Consider the following 25,725-nt stretch of genomic DNA (forward strand, 5'->3'; position numbering starts at 1 on the left):
AACGGCCGGCGCGTGCTGCGCCGGCCATGCGGTCACGACGTACCGGTCAGATCGCGGGCGCCGAGCTCAATACGGTGCCGAGCGTCGGGTCGAGGTACAGCGGCGTCGTGTTCGGCTTCGACGTGAAGTCGAACAATGCGCGCAGGTCGCCCGCCGTCGCATCGAACGAGCCGCCGCCGATGCGCTGGCCGCCGAGCCAGTTGTCCTCGATGAAGCGCACGACGGACGCCTGGTCGAGCATCGTGTGGTCGACGTAGTTCTGCTTCGCGTACGGCGAGATCACGACGAGCGGAATGCGCACGCCCGGGCCGCAACGGCCGTTCACGGTCGCGCCGTTCACGCCGGTGGTGCCGCCCGTGCCGCACTTGCCGTTGCCGTTGACCTGGTCGACCGCGTCCGACGATGCGTGCGTCGGCGCCGTGTACACGTGGTCGTACCAGCCGTCCGAGTCGTCATAGGTGACGATCACGGCCGTGTTCTGCCAGTCCGGCTGCTGTTGCAGGAAGTTGACCACCTTCGTCACGAACGCCTGCTCGTCGAGCGGATCCGAATAGCCGGCGTGCCCGTCCTGCGCGGCCGGCGCCTTCAGGTAGCTGACCGACGGGAAGTTGCCGGCCTTCACGGCGGCGAAGAAGTCGTCCGTGTCGTACTGGTGGTTCGCGGGTTCGGCGGTCTTGCCGTCCGCCTGGAGGCTCGAACCGATCGCGGCGACCGAGCTCGGGCGCGTGTGCTGCGGGTTCGCGGTCGATGCGTAGTACTGGAACCAGTTGTGGTGCGGGATGTAGTCGGCCGTCGCGGCGTTCACGGCGGTGGCGACCGTGCTGCGCGCGCAGCCCGTGGTGCCGTTGCCGTTCGTCGTCGACAGGTTGAAGCCGCCCATGAAGCCGCCCCACGTGATCTTCGCGCTGTTCAGCAGGTCGCCGATGTTCTTGCCCGTCATCATCGCCTGGTCGGTCGTGCTCGAGCACACGTCGAAGCCCGGGTCGACGTCGTTGATCATCGTGAAGCCGCCCTGGCCGTCATTGATGTAGTACGAGCTGGCGGCGAGCGTCGACGGCTGCTTCGACGTCTTGACGATCTGCATCCCGTTGGTCTGGCCCGACACGACGTTCAGCGCGCCCGGCGTCGACGGGCCGTAGACCGTCGTGAACGTGTTGTCGCTCATCGCGAAGCGTTGCGCGTAGTTCCACAGCGCGGTCACGGTGTTGCCGTCGAAGTAGCCCATCACCTGGCCCTTCGTGCCGAACGCGCCGGCGCCGCCGGACGAGCCCTTGCCGGTGTATTTCGGGAACAGGTCGGCGAGGCCGTTGTCCTCGGCCTGCTGCTCGGCCGTGTACGCGTGGTTCTGGTCGGCGGTCGCGGCCTGCGTGCGGTCGAGGCGGAACGGGTTCGCCGCGTCGGTGCCGTTGGCCGTGTTCGTGAAGTTCGGGTTCGCGGTGAGCAGCGTGCCCGTCAGGCCGTTGGGCGTCGGCGTGCCGGACTTGGCGGTGAACGCCGGTTCGCCCGACGGGTTCGTCGCGTTCGGGTAGGTGCCGAAGTAGTGGTCGAACGAGATGTTTTCACCGTAGATCACGACGACGTGCTTGATCGGCGTGGCGGTCTGCAGCGCATCCTGCGACGACACGGCGGGCGTCGACGTGGGATCGTCGCTGCCGCCGCAGGCGAACAGCGCCAGCGCCGCGGCTGCGCAGGTGGTGACGAGCAAGGCTTGACGGAACATCGGGAAACTCCAGGTAAGGTCTTCGATGGTGGAGAGCGGCCCCGTCGCCGTGTCGGTTCGGCGCGGAGCTCTTGAGCGAGCACGCGCATTGGAACAGTCCCGTATGAAGATATGGGGACGGAGTGGTTTCGTCGCGATTGCGCTGCGGTATCGATTTCATTACGGCGGAATGCGATGCGAAAGTGAACGGAAAGGGGCGGACCGCATGCCACCTTCGTGTCACATCCCGCGGCGCGTGGGCCGCTTGCCGCGGATGCCGCGCGGGGCGGGCGAAAGGGCGTCATCGACGGCTCGGCGCACGGTGCGGTGCGGCGCCCGTTTTTTGACAATTGGATGACGTATTCCTACGATGAACGCCCTGCGGCGACGATTTCGCGTGGCCGACCGTCAGCGAGTATTCAGCGTGCCGATCCCCGTTCTGTTTGCCGTTCTATGTGCAGCGTTCCTGCACGCGTCGTGGAATGCGCTCGTCCGCAGCAGCGGAGACCGGCTCCGGTCGGCCACGGTGCTGCAGATCGCGATCGGACTGTTCGCGCTGCTGTTCCTGCCGGCCGCGGCGCCGATCTCGGCGGCGAGCTGGGCGTACGTCGTCGCGTCGGCCGTGCTGCACGTCGTCTATACGCTGCTGCTGGTGCGCGCGTACGAGCAGGGCGACCTGAGCGTCGCGTATCCGGTCGCGCGCGGCACCGCGCCGCTGCTCGTCACGCTCGGCGCGGCGGCGTTCGCGGGCGAGCGGCTGAACCTGGGTGCGCAGGCAGGGCTCGTGCTGATCTGCGCCGGCATCCTCGCGATCGGGCTGGAGCGCGGGCGCGGCGCCACGCACCGGATGATGCAGGTGCTGCCGACCGCGTTCGCGACCGGCGTGTCGATCGCGGCCTACAGCGTGGTCGACGGGATCGGCGTGCGGGAAAGCGGCAACACGGTCGGCTATACCGCGTGGATGTTCGTGCTGACGGGCGCGATGATGGCCGCGTACTACCGGCTGCGGGCGGGGCCGCTGCGGCTGACGCAGGAGGTCGGCGAAACGGCGAAGGCCGCGTGCGGCGGCGTGTTCGCGGCGCTCGCGTACGGCATCGTGATCTGGGCGATGGATCGCGCGCCGATGGGGCCGGTGTCGGCGCTGCGCGAAACGAGCGTGGTGTTCGCGGCGCTGATCGCGCGCGTGTATCTCGGCGAGCGGCTGACGCCGCGCCGGGCGGCAGGGTGTCTGGTGATCGCTTGCGGGGCGTTGTTGATCAGTGCGTTCGAGGCGGTGCGGTGAGTAAACGCCAAGATGGCCCCGTTCGGACGCCGTGAAAGTGCGCGCGCAGCCGACAAATCGTCATTGCCCATCACAGAATCGCCTTGCTTCGGGGCGTAACGCGTGGGTCGTCGCAAAGCCTTTGACACCCGCCTCGGCATAGGGGGGTTAGCTCAATGTCGATCTGGTACAGGGTTAGTGTTCCGTCGCTGTTCCGCACCATGGCATCGGTGAAAGTTTTTTTGTCGATGATGATGTGTTCGTTCCTGATTCCAAGTTGCTTCAGATATTCGCTCGCGATCTTGGCTCGCTCGGTCTTCAGGCGCTCGCCGTTCCGTTCCATCGTATATGCACCGGATATGACAACGGCCTGAATTTCTGCATCCGGCCATTTTCGCGCCTCGATTACAGCATTTGCGATTTTCAGCCTGTCAGCATTGGTCACGTCGACGCTGTTGAGCGGTAACGGGATTCGCACCGATTCCCCAATCGTGCATGCATGTGCTGGAAAGGTGCCGGCGCATGCCGACAGTGCAATCACCCGTGAGATACCGGAAATTACGGCTTTGATATGGACTTTCATTCCATGATTCTCTTGTCGAAGGTTGCGATGTATCCCGTAATACTGTCCGCATTTCTAATGGCGACGTCGGCATTGTTTTCTGCAAAAGCCTTCAGCCCGGATTCTGTGTCGGAATATATGATGTCGTCGGAATTGAATGTGTCGACATAGTGCGTGCATTCATGGATCAGTGTTTTAACCTTTGATGCCGTCCATAGGTCTCCGTTTGAAATTGTGCAGAATTTTGAATAGATGGCGATGATCCGCTTCTCAGAGTCCGGCTTGCATACCCCTGCGATGTTGTTACCACTGTCGGGCACTACACTGCAGGTAAGACGTCTGTTCATGGAATCGTCCCATCGAACGATCTTCTCCGGCACGAGCTCCCGCATCGCATTGAGTAGTCTAGGCAAGCCAGCGGCAAGGACTGATCTGACATCATTGTCGGAGCGGCCGAAGTAGAGTCGAGCCCGCGCTTGTTCAGCCTTGTCCCAAGCTGTGACGCCTTCAATGCGCTGTAGTATCAGAGAGATTGCTGCATCACGAGCCTTCATGATCAGTTTTCGGAATTTCCTGTTACTCATATTCGAGCATATGGGAGTCGTGTTGATTGACACATACACCATTGAGCCGGGGTTGGTATTGGTGATGGCGCCGGAATGTACCAAAACCCAATCCTCACTGTCGTCGATGTCGAAGTCGTACGGTTTTTTGTCGAAAAAATTGGTCATGCGTCAGCCCCCCTGTACATGGATTCTCAAGGATCAAGCCGAGTTCTTGAGGAATACTCTAGGGTCGCCAGAAGGGCGATTATTGTCCATCGGACGCATTCGAAATTTTGATTGAATCCGCCCGTGGCTCGTAGCGGGCCGCGCGCATACGAACATGAGATCGTTGCGCTCGATGCAATGTGGATGAGCTGCGAGGTGTGCTACGCGAGGTGGGAATAGGCCGATGAGGGATTCGAGCCTATTCGGGGCGACCACGTGCTGCGGATGCCGGGCGCGCGAATGGCGCCGCCGAGAATCCATGTGTGAAGGTCACGCCTCGACCGGCATCGCACTCGTGCACTTGATCTCGTCGAGGCACACGCTCGAATGCACGCCGCTCACGCCGGGAATGCGCATCAGCGTCTCGAGCAGGAACCGCGACAAGCCTTTCAGATCGTGCGCGACGACCTTCAACACGTAGTCGATGTCGCCCGTCACCGAGAAGCATTCCTGGATCTGCGCTAGATCGGACACCAGTTTCTGGAACTTCGACAGGTCGCGGATATGCCCGCGCTCCATCGTCACGTGCACGAAAGCGGTCACGCCGAAACCGAGCGTGTCGGGGCACAGCCGGGTTTCGTAGCGACGGATCGCACCGATTTCCTCCAGCCGCCGGTGGCGGCGCAACGTCTGCGCGGGCGACAGGCCGACGGCCTTCGCCAGGTCGAGGTTCGACGCGCGGCCGTTCTCCTGCAGGATCGCGAGCAAGTGGCGATCGAGGCGATCCAGAACCGGTTCATGCATTTTTGTTTCCCCATCTGTCTCCTGGATGCAATCTTATCTCATAATGTAGGGTTTGCATGAACGGGTTACGAAACCCGATTTCGCCGTCGCGACGCTAAACTGACGCCGGATTTTCGTGTGCGAACGCATCAAAGCGGGCGCGGCGGCGGCCGGTCTGGCGGGCACGCCGACGCGAATCGGGCGCCGCCACGCGAAGATTGCAGTCCCCAACCCGGCGGCTCCACGAACGGCCCCGGCACACCAAAACAGCGCCCGGCACACCGAGGCGCGCCGCACCCCGCTGCAGGCGGGCGCGGACAGAGTGGAGAAGACATGGTTTCTGGAAACGAGAGCGACGGCCTGAAGCGCGGGCTGAAGAACCGGCACATCCAGCTGATTGCGCTCGGCGGCGCGCTCGGCACGGGGCTGTTCCTCGGCATCGCGCAGACGATCAAGATGGCGGGCCCGTCGGTGCTGCTCGGCTACGCGGTGGCCGGCATCGTCGCGTTCTTCATCATGCGCCAGCTCGGCGAGATGGTCGTCGACGAGCCCGTCGCCGGCTCGTTCAGCTACTTCGCCAACAAGTACGTCGGCCACTTCACCGGTTTCCTGTCGGGCTGGAACTACTGGGTGCTGTACATCCTCGTCAGCATGGCCGAGCTGTCGGCCGTCGGGATCTACGTGCAGTACTGGTGGCCGGGCGTGCCGACCTGGGTGTCGGCGCTGGTCTTCTTCGTCGCGATCAACCTGCTGAACCTGGCCAGCGTGAAGTCGTACGGCGAGACGGAATTCTGGTTCTCGATCATCAAGGTCGCCGCGATCGTCGGCATGATCGGCTTCGGCGGCTGGCTGCTCGCGAGCGGCCATGCGGGGCCGGAGGCGAGTGTCCGGAACCTGTGGCAGCACGGCGGCTTCTTCCCGAACGGCGTGTCGGGGCTCGTGATGTCGATGGCCGCGATCATGTTCTCGTTCGGCGGGCTGGAGCTGATCGGCATCACCGCGGCCGAGGCCGACGATCCGAAGCGCAGCATTCCGCGCGCGACGAACCAGGTGATCTATCGCATCCTGATTTTCTACATCGGCGCGCTCGCCGTGCTGCTGTCGCTGTACCCGTGGGAAAAGGTCGTCACCGGCGGCAGCCCGTTCGTGCTGATCTTCCACGCGCTGAGCAGCAACCTGGTGGCCAACGTGCTGAACGTGGTCGTGCTGACGGCCGCGCTGTCGGTCTACAACAGCGGCGTGTACAGCAACAGCCGGATGCTGTTCGGCCTCGCGAAGCAGGGCAATGCGCCGAAGGTGCTGTGCTCGGTGAACAAGCGCGGCATTCCGCTCGCCGCGCTCGGCGCGTCGGCGCTCGCGACCGGCGTGTGCGTGCTGGTCAACTACTTCATGCCGGGCAAGGCGTTCGAGGTGCTGATGGGCCTCGTCGTGTCGGCGCTGATCATCAACTGGGCGATGATCACGCTGATCCACCTGAAGTTCCGCCAGGCGAAGCGCGCAGCCGGGGAGGAGACTTCCTTCCGCAGTCTGGGCTATCCTTTCACGAATTACCTGTGCCTGGCTTTCATGGCCGGCATTCTCGTCGTGATGTACCTGACGCCGGATCTCCGTCTGTCGGTGTACCTGATCCCGGTATGGCTCGCGGTGCTCGCGGTCGGGTATCGCTTCCGTCAGAAGAATGCAGGCTATGCGGTGCACGACGGCGCATCCGCACGCTGACGCAGGCCACGACCGACCATTCTTCCAAACGAGACCGATTCAAGCCATGTTCGAACACATCGACGCGTACCCGGGCGACCCGATCCTGACGCTCAACGAGAACTTCCAGAAAGATCCGCGCGACCAGAAGGTCAACCTGAGCATCGGCATCTACTTCGACGCCGAAGGCCGGATTCCGGTGATGGGCGCCGTGCGCGAAGCCGAAACCGCGCTGCAGCGCGACAGCGGCGCGAAGCCGTACCTGCCGATGGTCGGTCTGGCCGCGTATCGCGACGCCGTGCAGGCGCTCGTGTTCGGCGCCGATCATCCGGCCCGCGCGGCTGGCCGCATCGCCACGCTGCAGACGCTCGGCGGCTCCGGCGCACTGAAGGTGGGCGCCGATTTCCTGAAGCGTTATTTCCCGAATTCGCAGGTGTGGCTCAGCGATCCGAGCTGGGAAAACCACCGCTTCATCTTCGAGCGCGCCGGCTTCACGGTGAACACGTATCCGTACTATGACGAGGCGACGGGCGGCCTGAAGTTCGACGCGATGCTCGCGGCGATCGACGCGCTGCCGGCGCGCAGCATCGTGCTGCTGCACGCGTGCTGCCACAACCCGACCGGTGTCGACCTCGACGAAGGCCAGTGGGAGAAGCTGATCGACGTGATCGAGGCGCGCGGGCTGCTGCCGTTCGTCGACATGGCGTACCAGGGCTTCGGCGCGGGCCTCGACGCGGACGCGTTCGCGGTGCGCGAGCTGGCCCGCCGCGGCGTGCCGGCGCTGGTCGCGAACTCGTTCTCGAAGAACCTCTCGCTGTACGGCGAGCGGGTGGGCGGCCTGAGCGTCGTCTGCGAGGATGCCGCCGCGGCCGAGCGCGTGCTCGGCCAGCTGGCCGGCGCGGTGCGCTCGAACTACAGCAACCCGCAAACCTACGGCGCGAAGGTCGTGGCAACCGTGCTCGGCACGCCCGCGCTGCGCAAGCAGTGGGAAGAGGAACTGGCGGCGATGTGCCGCCGCATCGCGCGGATGCGCCAGTCGATCCATGACGGCCTGCGCGACCACGTCAGCGGCGAGGCACTGACGCGCTACGTGAAGCAGCGCGGGATGTTCACGTACACGGGCCTGACCGAATCGCAGGTCGACGCGCTGCGCGAAGTGCACGGCGTGTACGTCCTGCGTTCGGGCCGGATGTGCGTCGCGGGCCTGAACGACTCGAACGTCGCCATCGTCGCGGATGCCATCGGCAAGGTGCTGAAGAGCGGCGTCTGAGCGCGGCGCGCCACGCGGCTGGCCGAACCGGCTGTCTCCGCAAGGGGGCAGCCGGTTTTTCATTGTGCGGCCGCAAGGTGCGCCACCCGGCTGACGCGGGGGCACGCACGGCGGTACGATCACGGCATCCAGCGCAACTTGGAAGGAAGCACATGGGCATCCGGATCATCCAGCTCGGCACGCCGCGCGCGGCCGGCGAGGGCCTGCGGATCGGCACGGTGCGGCGGCCGCCGCGCGGCGTGCCGAAGGCGGAATTCGCGTCGCGCAACTACTATGATGTATGGCTGCCGACGCTGTCGCCGAGCCCGGAACTCGTCGCGCAGGCGCAGGCCGCCGCAACCGATGCCGAATGGAACGCGTTCCGGCGTCACTTCCGTGCGGAGATGGCGCATGGCGATGCGCCGAAGGTGCTCGACCTGCTGGCGGCGCTGTCGGCGACCACCGCGTTTTCGATCGGCTGCTATTGCGACGACGAGCGCCATTGCCACCGCAGCGTGCTGCGCGAACTGCTCGCGGAGCGCGGCGCGGCGATCGAGCCCGACGCGGGCTGAAAGCCGTTTGTAGCGGCATCGCACAGCCGCGCCGGCACGCCGCCGCGCCGTCATCGTGCGGTGCAGCGAACCGGTTGACGTGGGTCAAGCGTGCGTGCGCGCGCGCCACTATGCTCTTGTCATGGAGCCATCACGACGATGACAGGCCGACAGATGCAGATTGTTTTCCCGCCGGAACCACCCGAATATTGCGCACGCGACCTGGTCGTGGCGTTTTCGGCGCTGGTCGACGGACGGTGCGTGCAGTGCGCGGTCACGGCCGAGGCGCTGGAGGATCATTTCGGCGCGCCGTCGCTGCTCGAACGCGACCTGCTGGCTGCGTTCGACGCGCACCGGTCGGCGATCGAGGCGATGGCACGACGCATGCTCGAGGAAATCGGCGGCCGGCCGGTGCTGCTGCACAGCGGCCACTTCCGGCTCGGAGACTGATACCGCAGGAGGGCGCATGACACTGCAGGGCAACATTCACGAACGCGACTGGTCCGTCGAAGTCGAGACGCGCCCGTGCGAATCGGGCGAATTCCGCTGCCGCGTGTCGGTCGAGCACGGCACCGGCGCCGCGCGTTTTCATCATACGTTCGAGCACAGCCATGCGTATCCGACCGAGCGCGAGGCGATGATCGAAGGGTTGCGGGCCGGCATGACCTGGATCGAGATGAAGACGTCACAGACCTTCAACGTATGAACGGACCCGCGCCGGCGACGGCGCGGGCAGACTATCGGCCGGCAGCGATCGCAGAAATCGCGCCGTGCTACGGGCAACACGTGCCGCCGCCTTTCGGTGCAGGCGGCACATGCAAGGCGGTCGACGAGCGGGCGGCCCCGTCAGGAGACACGACATGGGCGTGGGCATGCAGATCGCCTGCCTGGGATTCGCGGGAACCGCCGCGGTCGAAGCCGAAGCCGGCGCGCAGCTGGTGCGGCTCGAACGGTTTCGCACGCTGATCGGCGGCTGTTACCTCGCCATTGAAGCGAGCGCCGACGCCGATGGCGCACGCGTGTACGACGTACGACTCGACCTCGTGATGCACGACACGGCGCGCTGGCCGCTGCCGCCGTGCGTCGGCGGCAACCTGGACGACGCGCTGCGCCGCGCGTTCATGCAGGCCGAACAGGCGCTGATCGCGTGCCAGGCGGCCGGTGCAAGGGTGGGGCTGCGCAACGCGGCGGCCGATGGCGCGGTGCGATGATGCATCGCGCGCGGTGCCGTCAGGCGCAGCCTGGGTTCCGGGTTGTCAGACCCGTGCGAGCGCTTGCGAGTCGATGATGCGCACGCGCTTGCCGCGCGTTTCGACCAGCGCTTCGCGATGGAACCGCGAGAACATCCGGCTCACGGTTTCGAGCTTCATCCCGAGATAGCAGCCGATTTCCTCGCGCGTCATCCGCAGGTTGAATTCCGTCGCCGAATAGCCGCGCGCCTCGAAGCGCGACGACAGGTTCAGCAGGAAATGCGCGACGCGTTGCTCGGCCGACATCGTGCCGAGCAGCAGCATCTGGCTCGATTCGCGGACGATCTCGCTGCTCAGCATCTGGTAGAGGAAGTGCTGCATCGGCTTGATCTCGCGGCACGCCGCTTCGAGCGCGCCGAACGGGATGATGCACACGACGCTGTCCTCGAGCGCGATCGCGTCGCAGCAATGCTGGCCGCCGCCGATGCCGTCCATCCCGAGCGTTTCGCCGGCAATCTGGAAGCCCGTCACGTGTTCGCGGCCGTCGCGATGCATCATCACCGTCTTGAACGAACCCGCGCGCACCGCATAGATGCTCTGGAACGGATCGTCGGTGCGGAACAGCGCGTCGCCCTGGCGCACCTGCCGGGTCGTGCAGATGATCGAGTCGAGGCGGCCGTATTCGGCTGCGGTCAGGTGCGGCGGCAGGCACATCGTGCGCATCGCGCACACCGAGCAGCGTGCGGCGGGATGCTTGGCGGCGTCGGCGCGCGTGACCGCGCGAAGCGGAATCGTCGGCCGAGGCGCGATGGATACGTCGGCGGCGCAGGGGGTGGCTGTGGACATGAGTCACTCCGGCTCGTCAGGGGTGGTGCACGCGAGCGTGCGCCAGGGATTCGATGACCTGGCATGCGGCGTCGAATTCGACGGTCTTGTCGAAGAAGTAGTCGGCTCCGGCCAACGCGCATGCCTCTCTGAATGCCGGTGCCGAGTGATTCGTCAGCACGATGGTGACGATGCGCGGCGCGGCCTTCGACAGCGTCCCGATCAGCTCGAGGCCGCTGCCGTCCGCCAGCCGCAGGTCGACGATCACCACGTCCGCCTGGCTGCTGCGGATATGCGTCCACGCGTCCTGGCCGTCTTCCGCTTCGCCGACGACGGCGACACCGCGGATCGCGCCGACGAGCAGCGCGATCCGCTGCCGGACGGCGACGGCGTGATCGACGAGAAACACCCGGAGCGCGGCGGGTAACGGGCTGGCATTCATGCCGGCAGTATCGTGTTGCGCCGCCGAAAATGAAATCGGCCGAATTGGAAGTTGATGTAGGCCGCTGCGACGCGTTGTAGGGCGATTCCTACAACGCGTACGGGAAATCGCCGGAACGGCCCCGCGGTGGCGATGCCGCGAGCGCGGCTGAAGGGGGACGTTGGCGGGTCAGCCGGCCTGGCGCGCAGCCAGCGCATCGCGCGCCGTGCGGCACGCGGCGAGATCCCACGCCGCACAGCCGACGCTCTTGAACAGCAGCGGCCCGTTGCGGTCGAATGCGCCGCCCAGCACGTCGGCGAGCGATGCGACGTGCTGCCAGTCGACCTGCGCGACGATCAGGTCGCCGGCTTCGTGACGCGCGCCGGCCGGATCGTCGACGACCAGCCGGCTGGCGCGCACCGTGTTCGCGTCGATCTCGGCCGCGTCCGCGGTAAACGCGCCGACGCCGACCACGAGCCGGCCTTCGCGCGCGGCTTCGCGATAGACGGGCGTGCGGCTCGTCGTCAGCGTGACGACCACGTCGATCGCATCGGGAATCGCGTCACCGTCGAGCGGCACGAGGCGCGGCGCCTGCGCGCGGTGCGCGGCACAGAATGCCGCTGTGCTGTCGGCGCTTGTGCCGCGCACGTGAAGGCGCGCCTCGGGAAAGATCGCGGCGAGCGCTTCCGCGTGATTGGCCGCCTGCTTCCCGGTGCCGATCAGCAGGATGTCGCGCGGCGCGGCGCCCTGCAGCGCCTGGATGCCGAGCGCGGTGATGGCCGCCGTGCGGCGCCCGGTGACCGTCGGGCCGTCGAGCGCGAAGCGCATTTCGCCGGTGGTCGCGTCGTAGGCGGTGACCTGGCCGAGGATCGTCGGCAGCCCGCGCGCGCCGTTGCCCGGGCACACGTTCACGAGCTTGTGGGTCGCGAGGTCGCGCGCGCTCGACGGCATCGACAGCATCACGCCGCCCGCCTGCAGCGGCACGACCAGGCGTTCGGGGCTGACGATCTCGCCCGCCGCATAGTCGGTGACGGCCTGCCTGAGCGTGGCAAGCAGCGCCGGGTAGTCGAGCAGCGCGGCCGTGTCGGCCGCGTCGAAAACGGGAATCGGGGAAAGAGCGGTCATCGTGTACGTCGCATGCGTCGGTGAGCGTGGACGACGGGCGCATGCCGCGCCCGCCAAGAGCTGCCGGATACCGTGACACAGGGCAGTGTGGATCGAATCTATACCACTTGCTGGCCCACCCGCAACCCAGAAAATAAAGCGCCTCGCCGTTTTTGGTTCTAATATCTGTCCAGAAGGGGCGCCATGGCCTCGATGCCGGCGCGCTCCGGTATAGTGCGAACCCATTCCCGATTCACGCCCGCGACCGGGCAGGAGCCATACGATGATGTCCGCGCGTCCCGACACACTCGAAGGCGGTTTCAGGCCGCTGCAGATCTACGAGCAGGTGGCCGAGAAGATCCGCGACGAAATTCGCGCGGGGCGCTATGCCGCCGAGTCGCGGCTGCCGTCCGAGCGCGAGCTCGCGGGGCTGTTCCAGGTCGGCCGGCCGGCCGTGCGCGAGGCGCTCGGCGCGCTGCAGAACGAAGGGCTCGTGTTCACGAAGCGCAATTCGGGCACCTACGTCGTCGCGTCGCCGCTCGACGTGCTCGCGCAGCGCGGCGACAGCCACCGGGCGTCCGAGCCCGATTTCAGCCCGACGTCGACGCTCGACGTGCGGCTGATCCTGGAGCCCGCGATCGCGCGCCTCGCGGCTGCGCACGGCCGAGCCGACCCGGGCGCCGAACGCTATCTGGCCCAGATGGAAACCATTACCGACGTCGACGATCCGCATCAGCGCGCGCTGTGGAACGAGAGCGACCGGCTGTTCCACCGGCAACTCGCGCTGATGACCGGCGACGCGCTGATGGTGAAGATCGCGGACGAAGTCGCGAAGACGATGGACCAGCCGCTGTGGAAGCGGCTGAAGGACGACGGCATCTACGATGCGGGCAGGATCCGGCTCTACGTGTCCGAACACCGGCTGATCTACGAGGCGATCGTGTCCGGCGACGCGGATGCGGCGGCGTTCTATGTCGAGCAGCACATCCGCCGCGTGCGGCGCGACATCGCACCGAAGTGACCGCGCCGGGTTCGTTCTGGTCTGAAAAATGACCAGAATCGCAGTTCTTATTTTGAAATTGCTTGCGCGGTGACCACGCGTATCCTACATTGGTTTCACACAAAACCAATCAGGAGACATCATGCGACATCTCGTTACCGCGCTCTCGGTGGCCATCGCCGCCGGCGCGCTGACTTCCGCGCAGGCGCAAGAAGTCGTCACGATCGGCCATTCGGCGCCGCTGACCGGCCCGCAGGCCGCGAACGGCAAGGACAATGAAAACGGCGCGCGCCTGGCCGTCGACGAACTCAACAAGGCCGGCATCAAGGTTGCCGGCAAGACGGTCACCTTCAAACTGGTCTCCGACGACGACCAGGCCGATCCGAAGGCCGGCGTGCAGGTCGCGCAGAACCTCGTCGACAAGGGCGTCGTCGCGGTGCTCGGGCCGTACAACTCGGGCGTCGCGATTCCCGCCTCGCGCGTGTACTCGAGCGCCGGCGTGCCGATGCTGCCGGTCGCGTCGAACCCGGCACTGACGAAGCAGGGTTTCAAGAACATCTTCCGGATCGGCGCGAGCGACGAGCAGCTCGGCGGCACGATGGCGACCTTCGCCGCGAAGACGCTGAATGCGAAGACCGCCGCCGTGATCGACGATCGCACCGCGTACGGGCAGGGCGTGGCCGAGCAGTTCATGAATGTCGCGAAGGCGAACGGCATCAAGATCGTCGACCAGGAATTCACGAGTTCGTCGGCCACCGATTTCCTCGGCATTCTCACCAAGATCAAGGCCAGCAACCCCGACGTGATCTTCCTCGGCGGCTATGCGGCACAGGGCGCGCCGATGGCCAAGCAGATGAAGCAGCGCGGCCTGCGCGCGAAGCTGCTCGGTGGCGACGGCATCTGCTCGGCCGACATGGGCAAGGTCGCGGGCGAGGCGGCGTCGATCGTCTACTGCGCGCAGGGCGGCGTCGCGCTCGAGAAGACGGCGGCCGGGCGCGAATTCCTGAAGAAGTACCACGACACGTATCACACCGATACGCAGGTCTATGGCGTGAACTACTACGACGGGATGAAGCTGCTCGCCGACGCGATGGTCAAGGCCGGCACGACCACCGACAAGGCGAAGCTGATCGCGCAGCTCGCGAAGTCGAACTACACGGGCGTCGCGGGCACCTATTCGTTCGACGCGAACGGCGACCTGAAGGGCGCGCCGACCACCGTTTACGTGATCCGCAACGGCCTGCCGGAACCGTACGCGAAGTAACGGCCCGCCAGCCATCGGACGGCGGCGCGGCCGCCGTTCTTCGTTTCAACGCTTTCGATTCCCCCATGAAAATTTCCCGATCCCTTTCCACCGTCGAAGTCCATACCGGCGGCGAAGCGTTCCGCATCGTCACGAGCGGGCTGCCGCGTCTGCCGGGCGACACCATCGTCCAGCGCCGCGCGTGGCTCAAGGAGCACGCCGACGAGATCCGCCGCGCGCTGATGTTCGAACCGCGCGGCCACGCCGACATGTACGGCGGCTACCTGACCGAGCCCGTGTCGCCGAACGCGGATTTCGGCGTGATCTTCGTGCACAACGAAGGCTACAGCGATCATTGCGGGCACGGCGTGATCGCGCTGTCGACCGCGGCGGTCGAGCTCGGCTGGGTGCAGCGCACGGTGCCGGAAACGCGGGTCGGCATCGACGCGCCGTGCGGCTTCATCGAGGCGTTCGTCAAATGGGACGGCGAGCACGCGGGGCCGGTGCGCTTCGTCAACGTGCCGTCGTTCATCTGGCAGCGCGACGTGTCGGTCGAGACGCCGTCGTTCGGCACCGTGACCGGCGACATCGCGTACGGCGGCGCGTTCTATTTCTACGTCGACGGTGCGCCGTTCGACCTGCCGGTGCGTGAAGCGGCGGTGGAACGGCTAATCCGCTTCGGCGCGGAAGTGAAGGCCGCCGCGAACGCGAAGTACCCGGTCGTGCATCCGGAGATCCCGGAAATCAACCACATCTACGGCACGATCATCGCGAATGCGCCGCGCCACCCGGGCTCGACGCAGGCGAACTGCTGCGTGTTCGCGGATCGCGAGGTCGACCGTTCGCCGACGGGTTCCGGCACCGGTGGCCGGGTCGCGCAGCTCTACCAGCGCGGGCTGCTCGCGGCCGGCGACACACTCGTCAACGAATCGATCGTCGGCACGGTCTTCAAGGGGCGCGTGCTGCGCGAAACGACGGTCGGCGACATCCCGGCCGTGATTCCGGAAGTGGAAGGCAGCGCGCATATCTGCGGGTTCGCTAACTGGATCGTCGACGAGCGCGATCCGCTGACCTACGGTTTTCTCGTGCGCTGAGTCGCCGCGCCGATCGGCCGCGCCCGGCGCGGCCACCCGTTTGTCGTACCAGGCTTGGCGCGTCGTTCCCGTTGCGGGGCGCGCGCCTTTTTTGCGTGGGGACCGCCCGCGCAGGCGCGCCGGGTAGGTCGCCGCCAGGCCATCGCCGTCCGGCGGCCCGCGCGAGTTTGGTACGATGCACCCTTTTCAGCCGAGCTCCACCCGAGTGAATCGCCGAAACGTGTCGTCAGTGCGTGCCTTCTGTGCCAGATGGGTCGCGCGCGCCCAACCCGTCGCGGCTGCCGCCGTCGCGCGGGTCAAGCCTCTCGCCGCCACCGCGTGGCACCATGTCCGTCACCCGACGCGCCGCGGCGTGTTGCTCGCCGGCGCCGCCGTGCCGGCGCTGTTCGTGGTGTACGTGGTCGTGCTCATCCCGTTCACGCCGGGCATCGGCGACATCCGCAAGGCGCGCGTCGACCAGCCCGCGCAGGTGCTGTCCGCCGACGGCAAGCTGCTGGCCGAATTCAAGCCGTCGAACCGCGAGTGGGTGCCGCTCAAGCAGATCTCGCCGCACATGGTCGATGCGCTGATCGCGACTGAGGATCACCGCTTCTACGAGCACCACGGCCTCGACTGGAAGCGCACGGCGTCGGCCGCGCTCCACACGTTCTCGGGCAGCCGCCAGGGCGGCTCGACGATCACGCAGCAGCTCGCGCGCAACCTGTATCCGGACGAGATCGGCCGTGCGCCGACGCTCACGCGCAAGGTGAAGGAGGCGATCACCGCGCTGAAGATCGAGGCGATCTACAGCAAGGACCAGATCCTCGAGACCTACCTGAACACGGTGCCGTTCCTGTACAACGCGTACGGCGTCGAAATGGCCGCGCGCACCTATTTCGACAAGTCGGCCAACGAGCTCGACGTGCTCGACAGCGCGACGCTGGTCGGGATGCTGAAGGGCAACAGTTACTACAACCCGGTGCTGAACCCGGAGCGCGCGCTGCAGCGGCGCAACACAGTGCTCGGCCAGATGGTGAAGTACGGCAAGCTGTCGCCCGCGCAGTTCGCGCAGCTGCAGCGCCGGCCGTTGCGGATCGACTTCGAGCGCCAGAAGGAGCCGCCGGGGCCGGCGCCGCACTTCGCGCAGCAGCTGCGCAAATGGCTGATCGCGTGGGCCGACCGCAACGACTACAACATCTACTCGGACGGGTTGATCGTGCGCACGACGATCGACGCGCGGCTGCAGCAGATGGCGACGCAGGCGCTCACGCTGCAGGGCAACCAGCTGCAGGGCATTGCGAACAACGCGTGGAGCGGCCGCGACGGCTGCGGCACCGACAACGAGGTGTTCCGCACCTTCATGCGCGAGTCGCCCGAGTACAAGGCCGCGCAGGACGCCGGCAAGGACGACGCGGCCGCGATGAAGCTGCTCGCGGCCGACCGCGGCTTCCTGCGCGCGCTGTGCAAGACGAAGACCGACGTGCAGGCCGGCTTCCTCGCGATCGATCCGCGCGACGGGCAGATCCGTGCGTGGGTCGGCAGCCGCGACTTCACCCGCGAGCCGTTCGACCACGTCGCGCAGGCGCGGCGCCAGCCGGGCTCGACGTTCAAGCCGTTCGTCTATGGCGTCGCGTTCGCGAACGGGATGAAGCCGGACGATACCTTCATCGACCAGCCGGTCGAGATTCCGTTGAAGGGTGGCGAGATCTGGCGGCCGAACGACGACGTGCCGCCCACCGGCAAGCCGATGACGCTGCGCGACGCGGTCGCGCTGTCGCGCAACCGGATCACCGCGCAGGTGATGGAGAAGGTCGGGCCGGCGTCCGTGGCCCGACTCGCACGCGACATGGGCGTGCGCGAGAGCCCGCTCGAACGCGTGCCGTCGCTGGCGCTCGGCACGAGCCCGGTCACGCTGAAGGAGATGGTCGCGTCGTACGCGACGATCGCGAACGGCGGGTTGTACGTCGAGCCGCAGATGGTGACGCGCATCGAGAACCGCCAGGGCGACGTGCTCGCCGAATACGCGCCGGCGCCGCCCGAGCGCGCGCTCGACGCCGAAACCGACAAGACGCTGCTCAGCGTGATGCGCGACGTCGTGACGCGCGGCACGGGCGGCAGCATCCGCACGCGCTTCGGGATCCGTGGCGACGTGGCCGGCAAGACCGGCACGACGCAGGACAACGCGGACGGCTGGTTCATCCTGATGCAACCCGGCCTCGTCGCCGGCGCGTGGGTCGGTTTCGACGACGGCCGCGTGACGCTGCGCAGCGACTACTGGGGGCAGGGCGCGCACAGTGCGCTGCCGATCGTCGGCGATTTCTTCCAGCGCGCGCAGCGCGCCCGGCTCGTCGATACGAAGGCGAAATTCGACACCGAGCCGTCGCCGGGCTGGTTCGCGTCGCTGCGCGAACGCGCGACGGACCTGTTCGACACGTGGTTCCCGCCCGACGCGAAGAAGGCGCCCGCACCGGTCAGGACGCAGCGGGTGGAGCCGGCGCCCGAGGCGGATACCGACGAGGCGTCGGCCGCCTCGGCTGCCTCGGCGCCCGAAGCGGCATCCGGGGGCATCGTCGAGGAATGGGTGCCGGCGTCCGAAGTGGCCGCGTCGGCCGCCGCGCTGTCGGCGGGCGCCTCGCAGCCGCCACCCGCGCAGCCGCCGGCGGGGGCGAGCGCGGCGGGCGGAGGCAGTGCGGGCCTCGGCGCCGCACCGGCGGCCGCCCCTTCGACCGCACCGTCCCAGGCGCCGGTACCGGCCGCGCCCGACGCGACCGGCGCATCGCAGTCGCAGTAACGGAGCCGTTCAGAACTCGCGCGATGCTGCCGTAATCATGTTGTCATGACAGCTTGCGCGGTCGCTCCGCGCCTCCCCGATGAGGCTATCTACCGACTACGTCCCGCTCGCGCGCGACGATCTCGCCGCCGGCGTCCCGCTCGGCTTCGATCTCTACGATGCCGACGGCGCCGCGCTGCTGCCGGCCGGCACGACGCTGCGCGATGCCGCGCAGCATGCCTTCCTGTTCGACCATTTCCGGCCGGTACGACGGCGCGACGACGCCGAAGCCGCGGCCGAGCCGCGCGTGCCTGACGCGGTGCCTCACGCGCCGCGGATGGGGTTGTCGGCGGGGGCTTCGATCGGCATCCGCCGCCGGGTCGGCACGACCCGCGGGCTGCAGCGCTGCCGGTTGATCGGCAGCGCCGCGTCGGGTGCGCTGTTCGTCGAGCCGCAGCCGTCGGCCGCGCTCGACTTCGCGCATGGCGACGATATCGAGGCCGTGGCGATCGGTCGTGCCGCGGTGTCGCGTTTCGGCGCGACGGTCGAGTCGGTGCAGGCGGCGGGCGCCGCGCGGTTCCTGGTGCTGTCGCCGCCCGGCTTCGTCGACCGGCTGCGCACGCGCGCGGAGCCGCGCGTGCCGGTGCGGATCGCCGCCTGTTGCACGGGTGGGTCGGAGGGGGCGGAAGGCATCGGGATGGTGCACGACATCAGCTTGAGCGGCCTGTCGATTGCCGTCGACCGGCCGATCGCCGCCATCGGCGAACCCTTGCGCGTGCAGCTTCCGTACGCGGCGGGCGACCGGGTCGAGCTGCTGGCGCTCGACGGCACGGTGCGGGCCGTCCATGCCGACCCGGCCGCGCCCGCGCTGACGCTGCATCACGCGGCGTTCGGCGAGACCGGCGCCGACGACCTGATCCGCCTCAAGGCGCTGCTGTTCGACCGGTTGATGGCGTCGTCGGATACCGACCGGCGGCGCTGATGCAGGGCTGGACGCACGGGGCGCCGTGCCACGGTATTCAGTGCGTGAATGCCGATAATCATCTGACGATTCCGCGTATTCCGTGGTGATTGTATGGTTTCCGTCAACAGTGAATTCGCGATTTAAGTATTTACCCTGATAGCGTGGCCTCCTAGACTTCTACTCATGCGCAACGACCCCGAGTCCGAAGCGCCTGACAAAACAATTCTGGAGGTAACGCATCATGAAATCGCTGATCAAGGCAGTTGCACTGGCCGCCCTGGTGGCCGCACCGGTCGTCTCCTTCGCCCAATCGAACCAGCAGCCGCTGACGCGCGCGCAAGTGCGCGCCGAGCTGGTCCAGCTCGAAAAGGCCGGCTACAACCCGAACGACTGGATGAACTACCCGGAAAACATCCAGGCCGCACAGGCAAAGATCGCCGCCGCGCAGAACCCCGGCGCGCAAGCTGATGCTACGGGCTACGGTTCGAACCCCGCCGCTGCGTCGCAATCGGGCCAGCGCGTGGTCGTGCCGGCCGCAACCGACCGTTCGTCGGTGTTCTTCGGCCACTAAGCCAGGCAGCGCCCGCAGGGGCGCCCGGTTTGCCGTTTCATCCGAAACCCGTGCACGGTATCCGTGTGCGGGTTTTGCATTTTGGCCGCTTGAATGGGTGGGGTGCCGCGCCTGACGGACATCACCGCGTGCTGCCCGCCCGCCGCGCCCGCGTCGCGAGCACGGTCGCGACGCCGCCGAGGATCGCAGCCGATGCGAGTGCGAGCCGCCAGGTTGGCTGTTCGGACAGGAGCAGCACGGCGCCGCCCGCGGCGATGGGCGGGACGGACAACTGAACCGCCGCGGCGCGCATCGCCGTGAGGTGCCGCAGCGCGGCATACCAGACCACGTAGCCGAGGCCCGACGTCAGCGCACCGGAAAGCGCGGCGAGCGCGAGGCCGGCCGGCGTGACGTGCAGGCGGGCGGCGAGCGCGACGCTCAGCGCGAGTGCCAGCGGCGCGGCGCGCAGGAAGTTGCCGGCAGTGGCCGCGACCGGATCGACGGGCCGACGGCCGCGGATCGAATAGACACCCCATGCGATGCCGGCTGCCGTCATCAGCGCGGCGCCGCGCGGCGTCGGCGCGGCGAGCCCGGGCGACACGAGATAGACCAGCCCGCCGAGCGCCGCGCCGAACCCGGCCCAGCCGGTCGCGGCAAACCGCTCGCCGGCATGCCATCCCGCCGCGAACATCGTCAGTTGCACCGCGCCGAACAGGATCAGCGCGCCGGTGGCCGCGCTGACGGTCAGATACGCAAACGAGAAGCACGTGACGTACGCGAACAGCATCGCCGCGGCCGGCCAGTCGGCGGGCGGGGCAGGCCGTCGTGTCCCCGCACGCGCGACGATCGCGAGCATCAGCGCGCCCGATACGAGGCGCAGGCTGCCGAAGCTGGCCGCGTCGATCCGCCCGGCCTGCAGCGCGAGCCGGCACAGCAGCGAATTCGACGCGAACGCGAGCATCGCGATCGACGTCAGCGCGACGACGCGCACGCCCGGCCGGACATGCGGCACGACGGCGGAGGCGGGCGGTCGCATCGTGGGCCTCACGCGTGGCCGGCGACGATCAGCACGGCCGCGCCGAACAACGCGGCGCCGAGCGGCGCGGTGAGCGCCTGCCCCCACGACGCGTTCTTCTCGACGGCCATCAACGCGGCGAGCGCCAGCATCCAGCCGAGACTGCCGGCGCCGACGACGAACATCAGGAGCATCAGCGCCCAGCAGCAGCCGACGCAGAAGAGCCCGTGGCTGACGCCCAATGCAAATGCGTGACGCATCGGCGTGCGGCCGCGCCAGCGGCTGATCACGAAACTGAACGGCGTGCGGCACCGGTCGAGGCAGTGCGTCTTCAGTCCGCTGAACTGGAACGCGCCGGCGAGCGCGAAGACGGCCGCGCCGATCAGCCAGCCGCGCCACGCGAGCGCCGGCACCCGCGCGACACCGGCCAGCAGCAGCCCGTGCAGCCCATGCGCGACGAGGCCGAAGCCGCTCCACGTGGCGACGTAGCCGATGCCGACGAGCGCTAGCAGGCGCGTCTGGTCGGGTCGGCTCGCGACGACGCGGGCGAACGCGTCGAACAGCGACAGCGTCGTCGGCAGCATCATCGCGAGGATCATCAGCGTCCAGCCGGCCGCGGTGAACGCGGCCGGCAGCCACAGCGCGCCACCGGGCAGCGCGCGGCAAAGCGTGCTGAACGGTTCGGCCAACACGCCGTCGCCGTGGTCGAGGTACCGCCCGTAAGGACTGCGCGTCCACGCCCACAGGGTGAGCCAGGCGAACGCGACGAGACTCGCGAGCACGAGCGGAAACAGGCGCCGGTGCAGCGACGCGGCCATGACCGTTGGCGTGCGATCACGCGTCACGCGTCGAACCGGAACGTGCTCTGCAGCGCGTTGTGATTCTTCAGGTCGACGTCGATGCCGATCGCCGCATTCTTCGACCGGTAGACGGGCGCCTTGCCGACGAACACCGGCGCGCCGGGCACCGTCGAGAACACGGTGTCGGTCAGCGTCGTCTGCGCGCCGCTCGGGCCGAGGTAGGGCTCGAGTTCCGCGTGGTAATCGGTGCCGATCGACAGCGTGCCGCGAGCCCCCTCGACATTGAACGTGATGGGCGCGCGTTCGATCGACACGACCGTGCCGATCAGTTTCGCGAGTTCGGCGATCGGGCCGCCGGCCTCGCCCGTGTAGACCTTGAGGAGCGCCTGCTCCTGCGCTTCGGACGCCGTGTCGCTGACGTAGATCGCAGCCGTCCAGTTGCCTTCCAGGATGTTGCCGGGCACGCGGCATACGGCGGCGATCGTGTTGCCGCCCACGTCGACGCCGTCGACGGTGCCCTTGTCGACATGCCACGCGACGATCGTGTCGCAGACGCCGAAATCGGGGTCCTCGCCGATCCAGCACGGGCAGAGTACGCGACAGTTGCAGACCTCGAGCAGACGGCCTTCAAGGTGATAACTCATGATTCCCTCCAGGGGGCGACGGCGAAGGCACGTTGGGCTGGGGGGAGGAGGCTGGCAGACGAATCGTCACCCCGCTCGGCGATGCGAACGCGAAATGCGCTGAGGAATGCGCGGAAGCGGAGACGGGATGGATGCGATAGCGCGGGCCTGAAGCGGCGTATCGGTTTTCAAGTGTAGGTGCGCACGGGCGATATGCAAGCCGTCGCAGGCCGCGACACCGGCTGACAAGCCGGCGCGCGTACGCTAGCATCGCGATCGGTGTCGCCACGAGAGACGGCGGCCGATGCGCGTCAGCGCGTCAAGCCCGGCACCGGCTTCCACGACTTCAACGAACAACAAGGAGCATCCATGCGTGTCTTGACCGGTCTGCTGTGCTCGCTCGCGCTGGCGGCGAACCTCGCCCACGCGCAGGCGAATTGTGCCGACGCGACGGATCAGGCGGCGATGACGGCGTGCGCCGATCGCGCGTACAAGAAAACCGACGGGGAGCTGAACCGGACGTACCAGGCCGTCACCGCACGCCTGCGCGACGCGCGGCCGCTTGCCGACAAACTCGTGAATGCGCAGCGTGCGTGGATCGCGTACCGCGATGCCGAATGCAACTTCTCCAGCGCGAACGCCGAGGGCGGCAGCGTGTATCCGATGGTCGTGTCGACCTGCCTCGACGATCTGACGAAATTGCGCACCGAAACGCTGAAGGGCTATCTGTCGTGCGAGGAAGGCGATCTCGCGTGCCCCGTGCCGGCGAAGTGAGCGGGTAAGCAGGGCGCGCCGCCCGGCCGGCGGCACCTGCCATCCCGCCGCTGCCGGACGTCGTCCGTTACACGTCGTCCGTTTCGTCGAGCAGCTTGTGCCGCATCGCGTACCGCACCAGCGCCGCTTCGTGCGGCATCTGCATCTTTTCCAGGATCCGCGTCTTGTACGTGCTGACCGTCTTCGCGCTCACGCACAGCGCGTTGGCGATCTCGGTCAGCGTCTGGCCGGCGGCGATCCGCCGGAACACGTCGAATTCGCGGTCGGACAGCCGCTGGTGCGGCAGCGTCTCGGCCGGCTCGTTCAGGCTCTGCGCGAACTGCTCGGCCATCGCGAGGCTCACGTAGACGCCGCCTGACGCCACCTTCGTGACCGCGCCGACCAGCTCGGCGCTCGCGCTTTCCTTCGTCAGATACCCGGACGCGCCGGCGCGGAACGCGCGCACCGCGTATTGCTGCTCCGCGTGCATGGTCAGCACGAGGACGCGCAGCGCGGGCTTCTCGTCCTTGATCTGCTTGATCAGCTCGACGCCGTTGCGGCCCGGCATCGACAGGTCGAGCACGAGCACCTGCGCGGGCGTCGCGCGCACGAGCGCGATCGTCGACGGGCCGTCGCAGGCTTCGCCGACCACCTCGAATCCGGTGGCGTTCTGGAGGATGTGCCGCAGACCGTCGCGTACGAGCGTATGGTCGTCGGCGATGAGCACCTTGATCATGTGATGAGCGTTTCCTGTTGGACGGTACTGAGCGGGAGCGCGACGGTGATCGAGAAACCGCGCGCGAGCGCGGTGTCGATCGTCACGCTGCCGCCCAGCATGTGGGCGCGTTCGCGAATGCCGATCAGGCCGAACGATTTGTCTTCATGGGCCGGGCCGCCGGGCGCCGAGCCGCGGCCGTTGTCCGCGACACGCAGCACGCAGAAGCCTTCCTCGACGTCGAGCCGCAGCGCGACGCGCGTCGCATCCGCGTGGCGCGCGACGTTCGTCAGCGCTTCCTGGACGATCCGGAACAACGTGGTCGCGCCCGCGCTGGTGAACGTGAGCCCGCCGGTTTCGATGTGCCGTTCGACATCGATTCCGTAGCGGTTCGTGAAATCGTTCGCGAGCCATTCGATCGCCGGCACGAGGCCGAGATCGTCGAGCATCACGGGCCGCAGGTCGGCCGCGATGCGCCGCACCGACGCGACCGTCGCGTCGATCAGCCGCCGCATGCCCTGCAGGTGCGTCTGCACGTCTTCGTCGGGGTGTGTGCGACCCGGCACGCGCAGCTGCTGTTCGACCACCGACAGATCCATCTTCAGCGCGGTGAGCTGCTGGCCGAGGTCGTCGTGCAGTTCGCGCGCGATGCGGGTCTTTTCCTCCTCGCGCACGTTCTGCAGGTTCGCGGACAGTTCGCGCAATTCCTCGCGCGACTGCTTCAGCGCGTTCTCGGCGCGCTGCCGCTCGGTGATGTCGCGCAGCATCACCGTATAGAGCTTGCCGGACGCGTCGCGGATCTGCGAGATCGACGCCTCGATCGGGAATTCCTCGCCGTTGGCGCGCAGCCCGAACAGCACCCGCTGGCGGCCCATCTGCCGCTCGGACACGCCCGTCACGCCGAACTGGTCGACGTGCTTGGCGTGCGCGGCGCGGAACCGCTCGGGGATGAAGCGCGACAGCGGCGCACCGATTGCCTCCATCGCGGATACGCCGAACACCTGCTCGGCCATCGGATTGAAGATCACGACCGTCTGCTTTTCGTCGATCGTGATGATCGCTTCCATCGACGAACGGATGATGCCCATCATCCGCGCCTCGTTGAGGATGCCGCGGCTGCTCGCGCCCGAATCGACGGCGATGCGGCCGCGCAGCAGCGCATGGATCAGCACCGCGAATGCGATCGACGCGATCAGCCCCGCGGCGAGCACGGTGCCGGCCGCGCGTTGCGCGCCGGTGGCGCTCGGGCGGCCGTCCGCGGAATACGCGAGCGTCAGCACCGTGCCGCCGAAATTCAGCTCGTCGGTGCGCCGCATCAGGTCGGGCGATGCCGACGCCTCGTCGGTCGTCGTTTCGACGCTGACGATCGCGCGCCGATCGCCGCCGGCGGTGATCCACACGTCGATCCCGCGTTCTGCGTCGAGCGCGCGCTCGACCAGGCGCCGCGGGCTCAATGCCGCGAACAGCACGCCGTCGGCGCCGGTTTCGCGCAGGCCGGGCGGTGCGGCGGCCGCACGCGGCGACGCGGCAACCGGCAGGAACAGCGTGAAGGTGCGGGCGTCGCGCGACGTGTCGTCGTCGGCCGGGTGGACGCCGAGCGCGACGTCGCCGGTCTGCAGCGCGCGCGTGAGCGGCGCCGCATCGGACGCGCCGAAGCGCACGACCGGTGAATTCGACGCCGGTGCGCTGAGCGCGGCGGTCGCGAGCGTGCCGGCCGGCATCGGCTTCGCGCCGGCGAGGGCGGTGCGCGTCGCGGGCGGCAGCGGCGCATAGCCGATCTGGCGCACCGGCGAGCGGCCGCTGTCGAGGTCGATCATCTCCGCATACCGGCGCCATTGTTCGGGCGTCATGCCCGGGACGAGGCTGAACGCGCCGCGCGCGCCTTCGAGCACGGCCGCGCCGGATTGCAGCTCGTGGCGGAGCATGGCCGTCACATGCGTCGTGCGGCGTTCGAAACGCGTATGGACAGCGCCTTGCCACTGCTCGCGCACGAGCAGCGCGACGCCGAGCGACAGCACGGCGCCGGCGCACAGTGCAACGACACCAGCCGCGAGCGGCTGGCGTAACATGATCTGGAGGCGCGTGGGCCCTCGGGCGTCACGCGTCGGGGTTCCACTTGCGGTCATTCGATTGGCATTCTGTTGTCAGGGGCCGCGCCCTGGCACC

Annotated in this window: 26 protein-coding genes; 14 read left to right on the forward strand and 12 right to left on the reverse strand. The window is 67.6% G+C overall.

The window, feature by feature from the left end; genetic code table 11:
- Nucleotides 1–46 precede the first annotated feature (46 nt).
- Nucleotides 47–1,720: a phospholipase C gene (locus QZM35_RS05695; RefSeq protein WP_301775556.1), complete on the reverse strand. Its 1,674-nt coding sequence runs from the start codon at nt 1,718–1,720 to the stop codon at nt 47–49.
- Between the two features lie 349 nt (nt 1,721–2,069).
- On the opposite strand from QZM35_RS05695, the gene QZM35_RS05700 reads away from it, so the two are divergent.
- Nucleotides 2,070–2,981: a DMT family transporter gene (locus tag QZM35_RS05700; RefSeq protein WP_301775557.1), complete on the forward strand. Its 912-nt coding sequence runs from the start codon at nt 2,070–2,072 to the stop codon at nt 2,979–2,981.
- Nucleotides 2,982–3,051: 70 nt separating this feature from the next.
- On the opposite strand, the gene QZM35_RS05705 is transcribed toward QZM35_RS05700, so the two are convergent.
- The 3 genes from QZM35_RS05705 to QZM35_RS05715 all read right to left on the reverse strand — a co-directional run bounded on the left by QZM35_RS05705 (nt 3,052) and on the right by QZM35_RS05715 (nt 5,036).
- Nucleotides 3,052–3,543 carry a hypothetical protein gene (locus QZM35_RS05705; RefSeq protein WP_143329879.1) on the reverse strand — a complete coding sequence of 164 codons (492 nt, stop codon included), beginning with the start codon at nt 3,541–3,543 and terminating at the stop codon, nt 3,052–3,054.
- Nucleotides 3,540–4,253 (reverse strand): M35 family metallo-endopeptidase, encoded by a 714-nt coding sequence (locus QZM35_RS05710; RefSeq protein ID WP_256976893.1) that lies wholly within the window; start codon nt 4,251–4,253, stop codon nt 3,540–3,542. Before QZM35_RS05710 ends, QZM35_RS05705 begins: the two co-directional genes overlap by 4 nt.
- Nucleotides 4,254–4,562: 309 nt before the next feature.
- On the reverse strand, nt 4,563–5,036 hold the full coding sequence (locus tag QZM35_RS05715) for an Lrp/AsnC family transcriptional regulator (protein ID WP_039367332.1): 474 nt from the start codon (nt 5,034–5,036) through the stop codon (nt 4,563–4,565).
- Nucleotides 5,037–5,348: 312 nt separating this feature from the next.
- On the opposite strand from QZM35_RS05715, the gene QZM35_RS05720 reads away from it, so the two are divergent.
- The 6 genes from QZM35_RS05720 to QZM35_RS05745 all read left to right on the forward strand — a co-directional run bounded on the left by QZM35_RS05720 (nt 5,349) and on the right by QZM35_RS05745 (nt 9,724).
- Complete coding sequence (locus QZM35_RS05720) at nt 5,349–6,734, forward strand: amino acid permease (protein ID WP_069251526.1); 1,386 nt, start codon at nt 5,349–5,351, stop codon at nt 6,732–6,734.
- Between the two features lie 46 nt (nt 6,735–6,780).
- On the forward strand, nt 6,781–7,983 hold the full coding sequence (locus tag QZM35_RS05725) for an amino acid aminotransferase (protein ID WP_301775558.1): 1,203 nt from the start codon (nt 6,781–6,783) through the stop codon (nt 7,981–7,983).
- Nucleotides 7,984–8,135: 152 nt separating this feature from the next.
- The gene (locus QZM35_RS05730) at nt 8,136–8,534 is read left to right on the forward strand and encodes a DUF488 domain-containing protein (protein WP_089427536.1); all 399 of its coding nucleotides are present in this window, start codon (nt 8,136–8,138) and stop codon (nt 8,532–8,534) included.
- A gap of 138 nt (nt 8,535–8,672) precedes the next feature.
- Complete coding sequence (locus QZM35_RS05735; protein ID WP_089427535.1) at nt 8,673–8,963, forward strand: DUF1488 domain-containing protein; 291 nt, start codon at nt 8,673–8,675, stop codon at nt 8,961–8,963.
- A gap of 16 nt (nt 8,964–8,979) precedes the next feature.
- On the forward strand, nt 8,980–9,219 hold the full coding sequence (locus tag QZM35_RS05740; protein ID WP_039367346.1) for a hypothetical protein: 240 nt from the start codon (nt 8,980–8,982) through the stop codon (nt 9,217–9,219).
- Nucleotides 9,220–9,373: 154 nt separating this feature from the next.
- Entirely contained in the window at nt 9,374–9,724 is a 351-nt protein-coding gene (locus tag QZM35_RS05745; RefSeq protein ID WP_301775559.1) for a metal ABC transporter ATPase, read from the forward strand.
- Nucleotides 9,725–9,769: 45 nt separating this feature from the next.
- Here QZM35_RS05745 and QZM35_RS05750 read toward each other — a convergent pair whose 3' ends face one another.
- The 3 genes from QZM35_RS05750 to lhpI all read right to left on the reverse strand — a co-directional run bounded on the left by QZM35_RS05750 (nt 9,770) and on the right by lhpI (nt 12,074).
- The gene (locus tag QZM35_RS05750) at nt 9,770–10,549 is read right to left on the reverse strand and encodes a helix-turn-helix domain-containing protein (protein ID WP_089427533.1); all 780 of its coding nucleotides are present in this window, start codon (nt 10,547–10,549) and stop codon (nt 9,770–9,772) included.
- A 16-nt stretch (nt 10,550–10,565) separates the two neighbouring features.
- Nucleotides 10,566–10,970, reverse strand: a complete 405-nt coding sequence (locus QZM35_RS05755) for a response regulator transcription factor (RefSeq protein WP_089427532.1) — start codon at nt 10,968–10,970, stop codon at nt 10,566–10,568.
- A gap of 168 nt (nt 10,971–11,138) precedes the next feature.
- A complete protein-coding gene (lhpI, locus tag QZM35_RS05760) occupies nt 11,139–12,074 on the reverse strand; it encodes a bifunctional Delta(1)-pyrroline-2-carboxylate/Delta(1)-piperideine-2-carboxylate reductase (protein ID WP_089432657.1) in 936 nt (311 codons plus the stop codon).
- A gap of 262 nt (nt 12,075–12,336) precedes the next feature.
- Here lhpI and QZM35_RS05765 point away from each other — a divergent pair, with 262 nt between their 5' ends.
- From QZM35_RS05765 to QZM35_RS05790, 6 genes are all read left to right on the forward strand, one after another.
- The gene (locus QZM35_RS05765) at nt 12,337–13,074 is read left to right on the forward strand and encodes a FadR/GntR family transcriptional regulator (RefSeq protein WP_301775560.1); all 738 of its coding nucleotides are present in this window, start codon (nt 12,337–12,339) and stop codon (nt 13,072–13,074) included.
- Between the two features lie 121 nt (nt 13,075–13,195).
- The gene (locus tag QZM35_RS05770) at nt 13,196–14,317 is read left to right on the forward strand and encodes a branched-chain amino acid ABC transporter substrate-binding protein (protein ID WP_089427529.1); all 1,122 of its coding nucleotides are present in this window, start codon (nt 13,196–13,198) and stop codon (nt 14,315–14,317) included.
- Nucleotides 14,318–14,382: 65 nt separating this feature from the next.
- Nucleotides 14,383–15,390, forward strand: a complete 1,008-nt coding sequence (gene lhpH, locus QZM35_RS05775) for a trans-3-hydroxy-L-proline dehydratase (RefSeq protein ID WP_301775561.1) — start codon at nt 14,383–14,385, stop codon at nt 15,388–15,390.
- A 175-nt stretch (nt 15,391–15,565) separates the two neighbouring features.
- Entirely contained in the window at nt 15,566–18,160 is a 2,595-nt protein-coding gene (locus QZM35_RS05780; RefSeq protein ID WP_301775562.1) for a penicillin-binding protein 1A, read from the forward strand.
- Between the two features lie 79 nt (nt 18,161–18,239).
- On the forward strand, nt 18,240–19,121 hold the full coding sequence (locus tag QZM35_RS05785) for a PilZ domain-containing protein (RefSeq protein ID WP_089427526.1): 882 nt from the start codon (nt 18,240–18,242) through the stop codon (nt 19,119–19,121).
- Between the two features lie 223 nt (nt 19,122–19,344).
- Nucleotides 19,345–19,674: a DUF4148 domain-containing protein gene (locus QZM35_RS05790; protein ID WP_089427525.1), complete on the forward strand. Its 330-nt coding sequence runs from the start codon at nt 19,345–19,347 to the stop codon at nt 19,672–19,674.
- 121 nt (nt 19,675–19,795) lie between these two features.
- Here QZM35_RS05790 and QZM35_RS05795 read toward each other — a convergent pair whose 3' ends face one another.
- The 3 genes from QZM35_RS05795 to QZM35_RS05805 are packed head-to-tail and all read right to left on the reverse strand — an operon-like array spanning nt 19,796 to nt 22,112.
- Entirely contained in the window at nt 19,796–20,689 is an 894-nt protein-coding gene (locus QZM35_RS05795) for a DMT family transporter (RefSeq protein WP_301775563.1), read from the reverse strand.
- A gap of 8 nt (nt 20,690–20,697) precedes the next feature.
- Entirely contained in the window at nt 20,698–21,486 is a 789-nt protein-coding gene (locus tag QZM35_RS05800; protein ID WP_089427523.1) for a DUF2182 domain-containing protein, read from the reverse strand.
- A gap of 23 nt (nt 21,487–21,509) precedes the next feature.
- Nucleotides 21,510–22,112: a DUF1326 domain-containing protein gene (locus QZM35_RS05805; protein WP_089474832.1), complete on the reverse strand. Its 603-nt coding sequence runs from the start codon at nt 22,110–22,112 to the stop codon at nt 21,510–21,512.
- A 348-nt stretch (nt 22,113–22,460) separates the two neighbouring features.
- Between QZM35_RS05805 and QZM35_RS05810 the strand changes: the two genes are divergently transcribed.
- The gene (locus QZM35_RS05810) at nt 22,461–22,865 is read left to right on the forward strand and encodes a lysozyme inhibitor LprI family protein (RefSeq protein WP_089432663.1); all 405 of its coding nucleotides are present in this window, start codon (nt 22,461–22,463) and stop codon (nt 22,863–22,865) included.
- Between the two features lie 67 nt (nt 22,866–22,932).
- Here the strand turns inward: QZM35_RS05810 and QZM35_RS05815 are convergent, their stop codons facing one another.
- A complete protein-coding gene (locus QZM35_RS05815; RefSeq protein ID WP_301775564.1) occupies nt 22,933–23,580 on the reverse strand; it encodes a response regulator transcription factor in 648 nt (215 codons plus the stop codon).
- Nucleotides 23,577–25,685: a PAS domain-containing sensor histidine kinase gene (locus QZM35_RS05820; protein ID WP_301775565.1), complete on the reverse strand. Its 2,109-nt coding sequence runs from the start codon at nt 25,683–25,685 to the stop codon at nt 23,577–23,579. Before QZM35_RS05820 ends, QZM35_RS05815 begins: the two co-directional genes overlap by 4 nt.
- Between the last annotated feature and the right edge of the window lie 40 nt (nt 25,686–25,725).

It is taken from the genome of Burkholderia sp. AU45274 (assembly GCF_030482505.1).
In the GTDB taxonomy this organism is placed as follows: domain Bacteria; phylum Pseudomonadota; class Gammaproteobacteria; order Burkholderiales; family Burkholderiaceae; genus Burkholderia.